General features: G+C 61.2%; 10 protein-coding genes, 3 tRNA genes and 1 pseudogene. All 14 read left to right on the top strand.

Translation table 11 applies throughout. The features are described from left to right. The first annotated feature begins 650 nt into the window (after nucleotides 1-650). Nucleotides 651-1661: an aspartate-semialdehyde dehydrogenase gene (locus M0746_RS15375; protein ID WP_258449790.1), complete on the top strand. Its 1011-nt coding sequence runs from the start codon at nucleotides 651-653 to the stop codon at nucleotides 1659-1661. A gap of 209 nt (nucleotides 1662-1870) precedes the next feature. Continuing rightward, complete coding sequence (locus M0746_RS15370) at nucleotides 1871-4525, top strand: FimV/HubP family polar landmark protein (protein WP_258449789.1); 2655 nt, start codon at nucleotides 1871-1873, stop codon at nucleotides 4523-4525. Between the two features lie 275 nt (nucleotides 4526-4800). Continuing rightward, nucleotides 4801-5625, top strand: a complete 825-nt coding sequence (gene truA, locus M0746_RS15365) for a tRNA pseudouridine(38-40) synthase TruA (RefSeq protein WP_047600206.1) — start codon at nucleotides 4801-4803, stop codon at nucleotides 5623-5625. Nucleotides 5626-5688: 63 nt separating this feature from the next. Then, nucleotides 5689-6312 carry a phosphoribosylanthranilate isomerase gene (locus M0746_RS15360; protein ID WP_258449788.1) on the top strand — a complete coding sequence of 208 codons (624 nt, stop codon included), beginning with the start codon at nucleotides 5689-5691 and terminating at the stop codon, nucleotides 6310-6312. A gap of 206 nt (nucleotides 6313-6518) precedes the next feature. Beyond that, the gene (accD, locus tag M0746_RS15355; protein ID WP_090282652.1) at nucleotides 6519-7439 is read left to right on the top strand and encodes an acetyl-CoA carboxylase, carboxyltransferase subunit beta; all 921 of its coding nucleotides are present in this window, start codon (nucleotides 6519-6521) and stop codon (nucleotides 7437-7439) included. After that, on the top strand, nucleotides 7436-8743 hold the full coding sequence (gene folC / locus M0746_RS15350; RefSeq protein WP_258449787.1) for a bifunctional tetrahydrofolate synthase/dihydrofolate synthase: 1308 nt from the start codon (nucleotides 7436-7438) through the stop codon (nucleotides 8741-8743). Before accD ends, folC begins: the two co-directional genes overlap by 4 nt. Continuing rightward, nucleotides 8727-9392, top strand: coding sequence for an SPOR domain-containing protein (locus tag M0746_RS15345; RefSeq protein WP_258449786.1), 666 nt, complete (start codon nucleotides 8727-8729; stop codon nucleotides 9390-9392). Before folC ends, M0746_RS15345 begins: the two co-directional genes overlap by 17 nt. 98 nt (nucleotides 9393-9490) lie before the next feature. After that, entirely contained in the window at nucleotides 9491-10051 is a 561-nt protein-coding gene (locus tag M0746_RS15340; protein WP_090282655.1) for a CvpA family protein, read from the top strand. A gap of 41 nt (nucleotides 10052-10092) precedes the next feature. Then, nucleotides 10093-11598 carry an amidophosphoribosyltransferase gene (gene purF / locus M0746_RS15335; RefSeq protein ID WP_090282656.1) on the top strand — a complete coding sequence of 502 codons (1506 nt, stop codon included), beginning with the start codon at nucleotides 10093-10095 and terminating at the stop codon, nucleotides 11596-11598. Between the two features lie 73 nt (nucleotides 11599-11671). Continuing rightward, nucleotides 11672-12882: pseudogene (locus M0746_RS15330) on the top strand (O-succinylhomoserine sulfhydrylase). Further along, complete coding sequence (locus M0746_RS15325; RefSeq protein WP_258449785.1) at nucleotides 12879-13655, top strand: SDR family oxidoreductase; 777 nt, start codon at nucleotides 12879-12881, stop codon at nucleotides 13653-13655. Before M0746_RS15330 ends, M0746_RS15325 begins: the two are co-directional and overlap by 4 nt. A gap of 190 nt (nucleotides 13656-13845) precedes the next feature. Continuing rightward, a tRNA-Val gene (locus M0746_RS15320) sits at nucleotides 13846-13921 on the top strand. Between the two features lie 54 nt (nucleotides 13922-13975). Continuing rightward, nucleotides 13976-14052: transfer RNA gene (locus M0746_RS15315), tRNA-Asp, on the top strand. Nucleotides 14053-14145: 93 nt separating this feature from the next. After that, nucleotides 14146-14222: transfer RNA gene (locus M0746_RS15310), tRNA-Asp, on the top strand. The last annotated feature ends 182 nt before the right edge of the window (nucleotides 14223-14404 follow it).

Below are 14404 nucleotides of genomic sequence, written 5' to 3'. Positions count from 1 at the left end.
GGTTGGAGGAGTACATATCCGTTGCTGCGGTAACGGCGGCTTGCGGTTTCGCCTGACGGCGACTCACTTTTTTTCAAACGCCAAAAAAAGTAAGCAAAAAACGCTTGCTCCTACGTACGGCCCTCGCAGGCTCGGGTCCCTTCGCTGCGGGATCGATCCGGGCGCAGCGGCTACGGTTTGCTTCGCTGCACCTCCTTCCGCTGTGTCTGGCTACGCCAGACGGTCGCTGCGCTCCCACGCCCGGATCAATCCCTCCACTCAGCCTTCCGATGTCGCCGGTTAGGCAAGATCAAGATCAAGGGCACTCGAGCTAACGCTCATTGTTGAGTGGTGAGAAGCGATTGTTCGGCTTGGGGTTTGTGGTGGATCCGCCCCTCACCCCAGCCCTCTCCCCGAGGAGAGGGAGCCGATCTTTGGGCTTTTCAGAATTTGTGTTCGACTCGGTATTTCAGGTCGGCGTTGCTCTTGCATCCACCACGGTCAGTTCCCTCTCCCTACGGGCGGTCCGACGTTTCGGGAGGGCTAGGGTGAGGGGCTTTTGATTTTTGGAATGGGTCAGGCATTTGCCTGAGCGATCGCTGGCAGAAATTGCCTGCACGCCAGCCACCCGGTAAAGTGCCGCTCCCCCCGTTTCACCAGAGGCTCGCAGCATGACCCAGACCCTAGATATTGCCGTGATCGGCGCCACCGGTACTGTCGGCGAAACCCTCGTGCAAATCCTTGAAGAGCGCGACTTTCCCGTTGGCAATCTGCACCTGCTGGCCAGCAGTGAATCGGCTGGCAGCTCGGTGCTGTTTCGCAATAAGAATGTCCGCGTGCGTGAAGTCGACGAATTCGATTTCAGCAAGGTCAAACTGGTGTTTTTCGCCGCTGGCGCAGCGGTCTCGCTGAGCTTCGCCGCCCGTGCGTATGCTGCCGGTTGTTCGTTGATCGACCTGTCCGGCGCCTTGCCGGCCGATCAGGCGCCGCAAGTGGTGCCGGAAGCCAATGCCGAGCTGCTCGCCACTTTGAGCGCGCCATTCCAGGTCAGTAGCCCGAGTCCTTCGGCGACGTCGCTTGCCGTGGTGCTGGCGCCATTGCTTGATCTGCTCGACCTGCAATACGTCAACGTCACCGCCAATCTGGCGGTGTCCGCGCAAGGTCGCGAAGCGGTGGCCGAGCTGGCGCGGCAGACCGCCGAGCTGTTGAACATGCGTCCGCTTGAGCCGACCTTTTTCGATCGGCAGATGGCGTTCAACTTGCTGGCTCAGGTCGGCACGCCTGATGCGCAGGGCCATACGCTGCTGGAAAAGCGTCTGGTGCGCGAGTTGCGTCAGGTGCTCGCGCAGCCTTCGCTAAAGATTTCCGCAACTTGCGTTCAAGCCCCGGTGTTTTTTGGCGATAGCTTTAGCGTGACCTTACAATCGGCGCGGGCTGTCGACCTGGAAAAGGTCAACGCTGCGCTGGAAGCGGCGCCGGGCATCGAGCTGGTCGAGGCCGGCGATTACCCGACCGCCGTCGGCGACGCGGTGGGGCAGGATGTGGTGTATGTCGGTCGCGTGCGCCTCGGTGTCGACGATCCGGCGGAACTAAATCTGTGGCTGACGTCAGATAACGTACGCAAAGGTGCAGCGCTCAATGCTGTGCAGGTGGCTGAATTGTTGATAAAAGACCTGCTGTAAAAGATACTTGGCAACAATTTGTCGACTGATTCTAGGTCAGCGCTATGCTTGATCCGAAACGTCGATGACGTGTCAGCCCTCCGGGACTTTCCGGGGCATCAAAGAAATGATCGCGCGCGACATCTGTCGTCGTTGCGCGCAATGCCTTACGGCAGCGCTATTCAAAAGCTTCTCGCTGGCCGAGGAACGTTCAAACAAAGGATGAGGCTATGGTTCAAGTTCGCAAACTGGTGTTAGCAATAGCGGCCGCCTCGGCGCTGTCCTCCGGTATGGCGCATGCCCTCGGGCTCGGGGAGCTGACCCTGAAGTCGACCCTGAACCAGCCGCTGGTGGCTGAAATCGAGCTGCTTGATGTCAAGGATCTCACCGCGGCAGAAGTGGTGCCGAGCCTGGCCTCACCTGAAGATTTCGCCAAGGCCGGCGTTGACCGCCAGGCTTTCCTCAATGATCTGACGTTTACCCCGGTGCTCAACGCCAGCGGCAAAAGCGTTTTGCGCGTGACTTCGAGCAAGCCGCTGTCGGAACCAATGGTGAAATTCCTCGTGCAGGTGATGTGGCCAAACGGCCGCTTGCTGCGCGATTACAGCGTGCTGCTGGATCCATCGAAGTTCTCGCCGCAGACCGCAGACGCCGCCGCCCAACCGGCACCGGCGCCAACCATCGCCGCACCGACCACGGGCGCCACGCACCGCGGGCAATACACCACCACACCGCGCGATACCCTCTGGGAAATCGCCGCGAAGGCGCGTAACGGCGGCTCGGTGCAGCAGACCATGCTGGCCATTCAAGCGCTGAATCCGGATGCATTTATCGGCGGCAACATCAACCGCCTGAAAACCGGCCAGGTATTGCGTCTGCCAGATCCTGTACAAAGCACGGCGTTGCCGCAGTCGGCTGCCATCGCCGAAGTTGCAGCGCAGAACGAAGCCTGGCGTCAGGGCCGGCGTTATGTGGCCAAGCCGGGCAGCGGTCAGCAGCAGCTCGATGCCACCAATCGCGGTCGTGGCAATGCCGGTGCTGCGGCCAACGCTCAGGACAACCTGAGCCTGGTCTCCGCCGAAAGCGCCAAGGCTGGCGGCAAGGGCCGGGCGGGCGACGCACAGGCGCTGAGCAACAAACTGGCGATCACTCAGGAAAACCTCGACACGACCCGTCGTGACAACGAGGAACTGAAAAGCCGCATGGCCGATCTGCAAAGCCAGTTGGACAAGCTGCAAAAGCTGATCGAGCTGAAGAACAATCAACTGGCGAAGATGCAGGCCGATGGTGCCGGCGCTGCGCCTGGGGCCACTGGTGCGGTGCCGCCGGTACCGGCAATCACCGCTGAATTGGCGGCGACACCGCCGGCCACTCCGGCTGACGCTGCCTCGGCATCGCCAACCCCGGAATCGGCGATCGCGCCACCGGCAGAAACTCCGGTTGAGCCAGTGGTCGAGCCGGTTGTCGAAACCACGCCGACCGCTGACGACGACAAGACCTTCAATGAGCTGCTGACCAATCCGATCCTGCTGGGTCTGATTGGCGGCGGTGCGGTGGTGCTGCTGCTTCTGCTGTTGTTGCTGGCCCGTCGCCGCAAAGCCCAGCAGGAAGCCGAGAAGCATGTGCGCATGGCCCGTGCGCTGGCCGAAGAGCAAGAATTCTCCGCTGAACAGGATCTGCCGGAAAGCAGCTTCGAAGGCCTGGAAACCCCAGCGGCGAGCGTCAAGCTCAATACCCCGGCGCCTGCGCCTGCACCGACTCCTGCACCTATCGTGGCGCCAGTGGTCATGGCTGAGCCGATTGCCGCGCCGCTGGTGGCGCCAGCTGCGGATCGCTCCGATGATGTGCTCGACAAGGCTCAGTCGCATATCAATGCCGGGCGTCTGAATCAGGCGGCCGCGCTGCTGGAAGAGGGTGTCAGCCTCGAGCCGGAGCGCAGTGACCTGCGTCTGAAGCTGATGGAAGTCTACGGTCAGCAGGGCGATCGCGACGCGTTCGTCGCGCAGGAGCGGCAACTGGTGGCCAACGGCGACAACTTCGCCAAGGTCGAAGCGCTGAAAAGCCGCTTCCCGGCGATGGCGCTTGTGGCTGCGGGCGGTCTGGCCGCTGCGGCGGTCGCCGCCGAACTGGATGCGCAATACGTCAAGGACCTGCTGCTCGACGAGCCTGAGGCGCCTGCGCCGGCTGAAGATGACCTGGACAGCGCATTCGACCTGAGCCTGGACGATCTCGACAACATTACCCCGGTTGAACCGGCGCCAGCGGTCGAGCCTGAAGCGCCGGTCGAGCTGGACGCGTTTCCGGCCGACGACGACCTGAGTTTCGAATCGGTGCTGCAACAGCAGACCGAAGCGAAAGAGAATCTCGACGACCTGTCGGACTTCGATCTCGATATGGACCTGGGGGCCGAGCCGTCCCCGACGACCCTGGCAGAAGACGACTTCCTGCTTGATCTGGACGAGGGCGTGAAGGATCTGCCGCCGGTCGAGGCGCCAGTCGTCGCCGACGTGGCGCAGGATGATCTGGAACTGCCGGCGGATTTCGATCTGTCGCTGGCCGACGAAATGGACAGCAACCCGGCCACCGAGTCGAACGCGTTCACGAACGAATTGGATGATGTCAACGCCGAGCTCGATCGCCTGTCGCAAAGCATCGCCGAACCGACCTTCACCGAGGCCGACGCGGCGCTGGGTGATGATCTGGGTGAGGACGATTTTGACTTCCTCGCGGGTACTGACGAGGCCGCAACCAAGCTTGATCTGGCTCAGGCCTATATCGATATGGAGGATCACGCCGGCGCTCGCGACATCCTCAATGAAGTGTTGACCGAGGGTAATGAAACCCAGCGGGCCGAGGCCAAGGAAATGCTTTCCCACCTGGCGTAAGTTCAGCGGTAAACAACAAGCGGCAGCCCGGTGGGGCTGCCGTTTTTGTTGGTGCCGGATAAAGGGTTGTCAGTGCCGTCGTCATCGCTGGCAAGCCAGCTCCCACAGGTTGGGTGCACGCCGCAAATCAATGTGGGAGCTGGCTTGCCAGCGATGGCGGCAGATCAGGCGACAGAGAACCTCTGGCATCCCTGAACCACCGCCTTATAATGCCCGCCTTTGCAAACACAGCAGGCTGTCCCACCTTGGCAAACATAGATAACCCGGTCGCCGAAATGGCCCCCGACGGCTTTTACCGCGTCGCGCTGGGCGTCGAGTACAAAGGCTCGCGCTACAGCGGCTGGCAGCGGCAGCTGACGGGTGTCGCGACGGTTCAGGAAGAACTCGAAAAGGCCTTGTCGAAAGTAGCCAATTCGCCGGTTTCACTGCAATGCGCCGGGCGTACCGACGCCGGCGTGCATGCCTGCGGGCAAGTGGTGCATTTCGACACTCAGGTCGATCGCTCGCTGAAGGCCTGGGTCATGGGTGCCAACATCAATCTGCCCCATGACATCAGCGTCAGCTGGGCGCGGGTGATGCCGGCGCACTTTCATGCGCGCTTCAAAGCGATCGCCCGGCGTTATCGGTATGTGATCTACAACGACCAGATCCGCCCGGCGCATCTCAACGAAGAAATCACCTGGAATCACCGTCCGCTGGACGTCGAGCGCATGGCCGAGGCAGCGCAATATCTGATCGGTACTCATGATTTCAGTGCGTTTCGCGCCGGCCAGTGTCAGGCCAAGTCACCGATCAAGAAGATGCATCACCTGCGTGTGACCCGGCACGGCAAAATGATCGTGCTGGATATTCGCGCCAATGCCTTTCTGCATCACATGGTGCGCAATATTGCGGGTGTGCTGATGACCATCGGTGCAGGCGAGCGCCCGGTGGAGTGGATGAAAGAAGTACTGGAAAGCCGCGAACGCCGCTCCGGCGGGGTGACCGCGCATCCTTACGGTCTGTATCTGGTGCAAGTCGAATACCACGATGAATTTCCGCTGCCGGAGCGTTTCATCGGGCCACATTTCCTTACGGGTTTCTCCGAACTTGACGGCTGACGCCCTCGAACGCTTTTGTTACCATCCGGAACTTTCCCGGATTTAGCCTCGGAGTTTTTCCACATGTCAGCCGTTCGCAGCAAGATTTGCGGGATTACCCGCATCGACGATGCGCTCGCCGCGGTTGAAGCCGGGGCCGACGCGATCGGTCTGGTGTTCTATGCCAAGAGTCCGCGGGCCGTAAGCGTGCAGCAGGCCCGGGCGATCATTCAGGCGCTGCCTCCATTCGTCACCACGGTCGGCCTGTTCGTCAACGCCAGCCGCTGCGAACTCGGCGAAATCCTCGATGCGGTGCCGCTGGACCTGCTGCAGTTTCATGGTGATGAAGCCGCCGAGGACTGTGAAGGCTGGCATCGGCCGTACATCAAGGCGTTGCGGGTCAAGGCCGGTGACGACATCGCGGCGGCTTGTGACGCTTATCCGGGCGCCAGTGGCGTGCTGCTCGACACGTACGTTGAGGGCGTGCCCGGCGGAACCGGGGAAGCATTCGACTGGTCACTGATTCCGCAGCATTTGAGCAAACCGTTGATTCTGGCGGGCGGTTTGACACCCGAGAACGTCGCTGATGCGGTCGCCCGGGTAAAACCCTACGCGGTGGACGTCAGCGGCGGGGTGGAGCTGAGCAAGGGCATCAAGGATCACGCAAAGATTCGGGCATTCATCGAGGCGGTACGCAAAGCACCATAAGGATGTGACGGCTGGCAGTCTGCCGCCGTCCATCAATGCACCTGCACACGGCAGGCGCGGCTGAGGGTTGTTGTTTCGCACGCAGGTCATGTTTTGCGCTGACCGTGGCTGGCGGCAATCATCGCCACACACATGAATTTAGCTCAAGGGCATACGCGGGGCTGCGAACCAGAGCGTTCGGGCCGCCGGTACTGGAGAAAGAAAGCATGAGCAACTGGTTAGTAGACAAACTGATCCCTTCGATCATGCGCTCGGAGGTCAAGAAGAGCTCGGTGCCTGAAGGTTTGTGGCACAAATGCCCTTCGTGCGAGGCTGTGCTGTACCGTCCGGAGCTGGAAAAGACCCTGGACGTTTGCCCCAAGTGCAACCACCACATGCGCATCGGCGCACGCGCGCGCATCGATATTTTCCTCGATGCCGAAGGTCGCAATGAACTGGGCGCCGATCTGGAGCCGGTTGACCGTCTGAAATTCCGCGACGGCAAGAAGTACAAGGACCGCCTGACTGCGGCGCAGAAGCAGACCGGCGAGAAAGACGCGCTGATCTCGGTCAGCGGCACCCTGCTGGGCATGCCGGTGGTGGTTTCGGCTTTCGAATTCAATTTCATGGGCGGTTCGATGGGCGCCATCGTCGGTGAGCGCTTTGTCCGCGCTGCCAACTACGCGCTGGAAAACCGTTGCCCGATGATCTGCTTCGCTGCTTCCGGCGGTGCGCGCATGCAGGAAGCACTGATCTCGCTGATGCAAATGGCCAAGACTTCGGCGGTACTGGCGCGTCTGCGTGAAGAAGGCATTCCGTTCATCTCGGTGCTGACCGACCCGGTCTACGGCGGTGTTTCCGCCAGTCTGGCGATGCTTGGCGACGTCATTGTCGGTGAGCCGAAAGCGCTGATCGGTTTCGCCGGCCCGCGCGTTATCGAACAAACCGTGCGGGAAAAACTGCCGGAAGGTTTCCAGCGCAGCGAGTTCCTTCTGGAGCACGGCGCGATCGACATGATCATCCATCGTCAGGAGCTGCGCCCGCGTCTGGGTAACCTGCTGGCGCAAATGACTGGCAAGCCGACACCAAAATTCGTTGCTGCGCCCGTCGAGCCGATCGTTGTGCCACCGGTCCCTGCCGGCCTATGACCGAGCGCACCCTTGGCGAATGGCTCGCCTACCTTGAACAATTGCATCCCTCAGCCATCGACATGGGGCTGGAGCGTTCGCAACAGGTAGCGTCCCGCATGGGGCTTGGCCAGCCGGCGCCTCGGGTGATCACGGTCACTGGCACCAACGGCAAGGGTTCGACTTGCGCATTCGTGGCGTCATTGCTGCGTGCGCAGGGCCTGAACGTTGGTGTCTACAATTCTCCGCACCTGCTGCGTTACAACGAGCGGGTGCAGCTCAATGGCATCGAAGCCACTGATGCACAGTTGTGCCAGGCCTTTGCTGCCGTCGAGGCCGGGCGCGGCGACACTTCCCTGACTTACTTCGAAATGGGCACGCTGGCGGCGTTCTGGCTGTTTCAACAGGCCGGACTGGATGCGGTGGTGCTGGAAGTCGGCCTGGGCGGGCGGCTGGATACGGTCAACGTGGTCGATGCCGACATCGCGCTGGTGACCAGTATCGGCGTCGATCACGCTGACTATCTTGGAGACACCCGCGAATCCGTGGCCTTTGAAAAGGCCGGTATCTTCCGACAGGGCAAACCTGCCTTGTGTGGCGATCTCAATCCTCCGCAACCGCTGCTCGACAAGGCGCGCGAACTGGCGTGCCCGTTTTTCTTGCGCGGGCGTGATTTCGACCTTGGTATCACTGATCAGCACTGGCAGTGGCGCGGGACCGATGCGCAGGGCCAAGTGGTTGAGCTGCGCGATTTGCCGCTGCTCGATCTGCCGATGGAAAACGCCGCGCTGGCCTTGCAGGCGTACCTGTTGCTCGGGTTGCCCTGGGATGCGCAGCAGATCGTGGCTGCATTGCAGGCCACGCGCGTAGTCGGGCGCCTTGATCGGCGCACCTTCGAGTGGAACGGCAAACGTCTGAATCTGTTGCTGGATGTCGGTCACAATCCGCATGCCGCTGAATACCTGGCGCGTCGCTTGGCGGCGCGTCCGCCGCGCGGTAAGCGTCTGGCGGTGTTCGGCCTGCTGGCCGACAAGGATCTGGATGGTGTTGTCGGCGAATTGAATGCTAGTGTCCAGCACTGGGCGGTAGCGCCGCTGGATTCGCCGCGCGCGCGCCCGGTTGCCGAATTGCACGCGGCGTTGCAGGGGCTTGGCGCCTCTGTCACGTCTTACGCCAGTGTCGCCGCCGCTTTGCAAGGGCAGTGCGCGCTGGCGACCGCTGACGACGAGATTCTGTTGTTCGGCTCATTTTATTGTGTCGCCGAGGCCCTTGAATGGCTGTCCCGGCGCTCCACGGAGGAAGCGGCAAATGGCTTTGCTGGATAAAGCGTACAAGCAGCGTATGGTTGGTGCGCTGGTGCTGGTAGCCTTGGCAGTGATCTTCCTGCCGATGCTGTTTTCCCGTCAGGATGAGCAGCGGCAGGTGACCGTGGATGCGCCGACTGCGCCGCAAGCGCCGGTCGTGCCGCAGGTGCAAATGGAGCCGGTCGCTGTACCGGAGCCGCAAGCCTTGCCGCAAGAGCCTGTGCCAACCGACGAAGAGGTCGCCGAAGATACCGCGCCGGCAGCTCCAGTGGTCCCCGCCGCGCCAGCGCCAGCCCCCACTGCGCCTATCGCCATCGCCAAACCGGCAGCGCCGCCTGCAGTGTCCAAGCCGATTCCGGCACCGGCGCAGCCGATTACTTCATCGTCGACCAAGCCTGACCCGGCGCAAAGCCGCGTCGATGCCAATGGTCTGTCGGTGAGCTGGTCGGTGCAACTGGCCAGTCTGTCGAGCCGCGCCAGTGCCGAAAGCTTGCAGAAAAACCTGCGCAGCCAGGGCTATAACGCCTACATTCGTTCTGCCGACGGCAAGAATCGGGTGTTCGTCGGTCCGCTGATCGAGCGCGCCGAAGCCGATCGTCTGCGCGATCTGCTCAGCCGTCAGCAGAACCTCAAAGGCTTTGTTGTGCGTTTCCAGCCCGAGCGCGGTTAAAAACTATCGCCTCGATTGAAAAGCACAGGAAATCGCAGCTTACCGAGAGGCATGCGCTCTGCTAAAATGCGCCGCCTTATCCGTCTGTAGGCTGCACTGTGCCATTTACCTGGGTTGACTGGGCGATCGTTGCAATCATCGCCATCTCCGCTTTGATCAGTCTGAGCCGCGGCTTCGTCAAGGAAGCATTATCGCTGGTGACCTGGATCATCGCAGGAGCCGTTGCCTGGATGTTCGGTGGCTCATTGTCCGAGTACCTCGCCGGATACATCGAAACCCCATCGGCTCGCGTGATCGCGGGCTGTGCCATCATGTTTGTCGCCACACTGATCGTGGGCGCAATGATCAATTATCTTATCGGCGAGTTGGTTCGCGTCACCGGGTTGTCCGGGACCGATCGATTCCTCGGCATGGCCTTCGGCGCAGCGCGTGGCGTGTTGCTGGTGGTCGTGGCGGTCGGGCTGTTGAGCCTGGGGCCGGTACAGCAGGACGGGTGGTGGAAAGAATCACAGCTCGTACCCAAGTTTCTATTGGTCGCCGACTGGTCCAAAAACCTGATTCTCGGGTGGAGCAGTCAGTGGCTTGCCAGCGGAATCAGCGTACCCGCTGATATTCCGTTCAAGGAGCAACTCTTGCCGGCGGCGAAAACGCCTCAGTGAGTGTTGTTCAGTTCAGATCCATTAAGTAGGGGTTGCGTCGCATGTGTGGCATCGTCGGTATCGTCGGTAAGTCGAACGTCAATCAGGCGCTGTATGACGCGCTAACCGTGCTCCAGCACCGCGGCCAGGACGCTGCCGGTATCGTGACCAGCCATGATGGCCGGTTGTTCCTGCGCAAGGACAATGGCCTGGTGCGGGACGTGTTCCAGCAGCGTCACATGCAGCGCCTGGTCGGCCACATGGGTATCGGCCACGTCCGTTACCCGACAGCGGGCAGCTCGACTTCAGCTGAAGCCCAGCCGTTCTACGTCAACTCGCCTTACGGCATCACCCTGGCGCACAACGGTAACCTGACCAACGTTGAACAGTTGGCCAAGGAAATCTACGAATCCGATCTGCGTCACGTCAACACCAGTTCCGACTCGGAAGTGCTGCTCAACGTGTTCGCCCACGAGCTGGCCCAGCGCGGCAAGCTGCAACCGACCGAAGAAGACGTGTTTGCCGCCGTGACCGACGTGCACAACCGTTGCGTCGGTGGTTACGCGGTCGTGGCGATGGTCACCGGTTACGGCATTGTCGGTTTCCGTGATCCGCACGGCATCCGTCCGATCGTCTTCGGCCAGCGTCACACCGACGAAGGTGTCGAGTACATGATCGCCTCGGAAAGCGTTTCGCTGGACGTGCTCGGTTTCACCCTGATTCGCGACCTCGCCCCGGGCGAAGCGGTGTACATCACCGAAGACGGCAAGCTGCACACCCGTCAGTGCGCGACCAATCCGTCGCTGACCCCGTGCATCTTCGAGCACGTCTATCTGGCGCGTCCGGATTCGATCATCGATGGCGTGTCGGTCTACAAGGCGCGTCTGCGCATGGGTGAGAAGCTCGCCGAGAAGATCCAGCGCGAGCGTCCGGAACACGATATCGACGTGGTCATCCCGATTCCGGACACCAGCCGGACCGCGGCACTGGAACTGGCCAATCATCTGGGCGTGAAATTCCGCGAAGGTTTCGTCAAGAACCGCTACATCGGCCGGACCTTCATCATGCCCGGCCAGGCGGCACGCAAGAAGTCGGTGCGCCAGAAGCTCAACGCCATCGAGCTGGAATTCCGCGGCAAGAACGTGATGCTGGTCGACGACTCGATCGTGCGTGGCACCACCTGCAAGCAGATCATCCAGATGGCCCGCGAAGCCGGCGCGAAAAACGTCTACTTCTGCTCGGCCGCCCCGGCGGTGCGCTTCCCGAACGTGTACGGCATCGACATGCCGAGCGCCCACGAACTGATCGCGCATAACCGCTCGACCCAGGACGTGGCCGATCTGATCGGCGCTGACTGGCTGATCTATCAGGATCTGCCGGACTTGATCGAAGCAGTCGGTGGCGGCAAGATCAAGATCGAGCAGTTCGATTGTGCGGTGTTTGACGGCAAGTACGTCACTGGCGATGTCGACGAGGCGTACCTGAACAAGATCGAACAGGCACGCAACGATGCCTCGAAGGTCAAGACCCAGGCGGTCAGTGCGATCATCGATCTGTACAACAACTGAGTTTCTACCGGCCCTGAGGGGCCGGTTTTGTATCTGATATTCAATTTTCGAGCACAGGGCAAGGAGTGACAGCATGAGTCAGGAATGGGATGCCGGTCGGCTGGACAGCGACCTCGAAGGCGTAGCGTTCGATACTCTGGCCGTACGCGCCGGTCAGCACCGTACGCCGGAAGGCGAACACGGCGATCCGATGTTCTTCACCTCCAGCTACGTGTTCCGTACCGCTGCCGATGCGGCCGCACGGTTTGCCGGTGAAGTGCCGGGCAACGTCTACTCGCGCTACACCAACCCGACCGTGCGCGCATTCGAAGAGCGCATTGCTGCGCTGGAAGGTGCCGAGCAGGCCGTTGCGACCGCCACTGGCATGGCCGCAATCATGGCGGTGGTGATGAGCCTGTGCAGCGCCGGCGATCACGTGCTGGTGTCGCGCAGCGTATTCGGTTCGACCATCAGCCTGTTCGAGAAGTACTTCAAGCGCTTCGGCGTGGAAGTCGATTATGTGCCGCTTGCCGATCTGTCGGCGTGGGATGCGGCGATCAAATCCAACACCAAATTGCTTTTTGTCGAGTCGCCCTCCAATCCGCTGGCCGAACTGGTCGATATCGCGGCGCTGGCAGAGATCGCTCACGGCAAAGGCGCGATGCTGGTGGTTGATAACTGCTTCTGCACGCCGGCGTTGCAGCAACCGCTGAAAATGGGCGCAGACATCGTCGTGCATTCGGCGACCAAATTCATCGACGGCCAGGGCCGTTGCATGGGCGGTGTGGTCGCTGGTCGCAGCGAGCAAATGAAAGAAGTCGTGGGCTTCCTGCGTACCGCCGGGCCGACCTTAAGCCCCTTCAATGCGTGGATTTTCCTCAAGGGCCTGGAAACTCTCAACCTGCGCATGAAGGCGCATTGCGCCAACGCGCAAGAGCTGGCCGAATGGCTGGAGCAGCAGGAAGGCATCGAGAAGGTCCATTACGCCGGCCTCAAAAGTCACCCGCAGCACGAACTGGCGCAGCGTCAGCAGAAGGCCTTCGGCGCGGTGGTCAGTTTTGAAGTCAAGGGGGCAAGGAGGGCGCCTGGCGCTTCATCGACGCCACTCGTCTGATCTCGATCACCGCCAACCTGGGCGACAGCAAGACCACCATCACCCATCCGAGCACCACCTCCCACGGCCGACTGGCGCCGCAGGAGCGCGAAGCGGCGGGTATTCGTGACAGCCTGATCCGCATTGCGGTCGGACTGGAAGACGTCGCTGATCTGCAGGCCGATCTGGCGCGCGGTCTGGCTGCGTTGTGATTGAGTTGTCTACGCCGAGCGCAGGCACCCATGGCCGCGTTGCGCTGGTCACAGGCGCCGCGCGTGGCATCGGTCTGGGGATCTCGGCCTGGCTGATCAGCGAAGGCTGGCAAGTGGTGCTGACCGATCTGGATCGCGCTCGGGGATCAAAAGTGGCGAAGGTGCTGGGTGAGAATGCCTGGTTCATCGCCATGGATGTCGCCGACGAGAGTCAGGTCGCCTTGGGGGTGGCTGAGGTGCTGGGTCAATTTGGCCGGCTCGATGCGCTGGTCTGCAACGCCGCTGTGGCTGATCCGCATAACATCACACTGGAAAGCCTTGATCTGGCGTACTGGAATCGCGTGCTGGCGGTGAACCTCAGCGGGCCGATGCTGCTGGCCAAGCACTGCGCGCCGTACTTGCGCGCGCACAACGGTTCGATCGTCAATCTGGCCTCGACCCGCGCCCGCCAGTCCGAAGCAGATAGCGAGGCGTATGCGGCAAGCAAGGGCGGGCTGCTGGCGCTGACTCACGCACTGGCGATCAGCCTCGGCCCGGAGATTCGCGTCAATGCCGTCAGCCCCGGCTGGATCGATGCGCGCGACCCCTCTACGCGGCGCGCCGAACCGCTGGCGGATGCCGATCACGCCCAGCATCCGGCGGGCAGGGTAGGCACGGTCGAAGACGTCGCGGCGATGGTGGCGTGGTTGCTGTCGAGGAATGCCGGGTTTGTTACCGGGCAGGAATTCGTCGTCGATGGCGGCATGACCAAGAAAATGATTTACGAGCAGTGAGCGTCAGCTTCGAGCTTCTAGCTTCAAGCTGCAAGTTGAAGAAGGGCGGTGATGTACCTGCTTTGGGTGTTCATGCTTTTTCTTGCAGCTGATAGCTTGCAGCTAAAAGCTGTTTTTGAAAAAAACTCCAATCCTGCTATTGACTTAGGTTCGCTACCTGCGTAAATTTCGCGGCCTCGGAGATGCAAACGGGTGATTAGCTCAGCTGGGAGAGCGTCTGCCTTACAAGCAGAATGTCGGCGGTTCGATCCCGTCATCACCCACCACTCCCGAGAACTTGCGCAAGCAAGAACGTAGGCTGAAAGTGCCTGCACCGACGCGCAGCGGTAGTTCAGTCGGTTAGAATACCGGCCTGTCACGCCGGGGGTCGCGGGTTCGAGTCCCGTCCGCTGCGCCATATTTTACGAGTCAGATCAATCTGGTTCGCGATTGCAGAGCACCGAAGCCTGCAGTCAAAACGAGTTACTTGAGCGCAAGCTCAAAGCGATACGCAGCGGTAGTTCAGTCGGTTAGAATACCGGCCTGTCACGCCGGGGGTCGCGGGTTCGAGTCCCGTCCGCTGCGCCATATCTGCTCCAAGGACCACTGAACGCCTTGAAGCACCGAAGTCAGCCATTGGCGGATTCGGAATCGATAGCAAAGACCCTGGTCGAAAGACCGGGGTTTTTTGTGTCTGAAATTTGGCTTTTCCTCCTGAATCCAGCGCAAATCCCTTGTAGGAGTGAGCCTGCTCGCGATCACGGTAGTCC

Source organism: Pseudomonas sp. S11P7 (assembly GCF_023195435.1).
Classification (GTDB): Bacteria; Pseudomonadota; Gammaproteobacteria; order Pseudomonadales; family Pseudomonadaceae; genus Aquipseudomonas; species Aquipseudomonas fluorescens_G.
Note: the sequence above shows the minus strand (reverse complement) of the source record. Positions and strands in the feature narration are given on the sequence as shown.

Bases quoted from the DNA above. Each gene is read 5' to 3' on its own strand.
- M0746_RS15360 (WP_258449788.1), top strand. From the start codon at position 5,689: ATGTCAGCCGTTCGCAGCAAGATTTGCGGGATTACCCGCATCGACGAT.
- folC (WP_258449787.1), top strand. From the start codon at position 7,436: ATGACCGAGCGCACCCTTGGCGAATGGCTCGCCTACCTTGAACAATTG.
- M0746_RS15375 (WP_258449790.1), top strand. From the start codon at position 651: ATGACCCAGACCCTAGATATTGCCGTGATCGGCGCCACCGGTACTGTC.
- accD (WP_090282652.1), top strand. From the start codon at position 6,519: ATGAGCAACTGGTTAGTAGACAAACTGATCCCTTCGATCATGCGCTCG.
- M0746_RS15370 (WP_258449789.1), top strand. From the start codon at position 1,871: ATGGTTCAAGTTCGCAAACTGGTGTTAGCAATAGCGGCCGCCTCGGCG.
- M0746_RS15345 (WP_258449786.1), top strand. From the start codon at position 8,727: ATGGCTTTGCTGGATAAAGCGTACAAGCAGCGTATGGTTGGTGCGCTG.
- purF (WP_090282656.1), top strand. From the start codon at position 10,093: ATGTGTGGCATCGTCGGTATCGTCGGTAAGTCGAACGTCAATCAGGCG.
- truA (WP_047600206.1), top strand. From the start codon at position 4,801: ATGGCCCCCGACGGCTTTTACCGCGTCGCGCTGGGCGTCGAGTACAAA.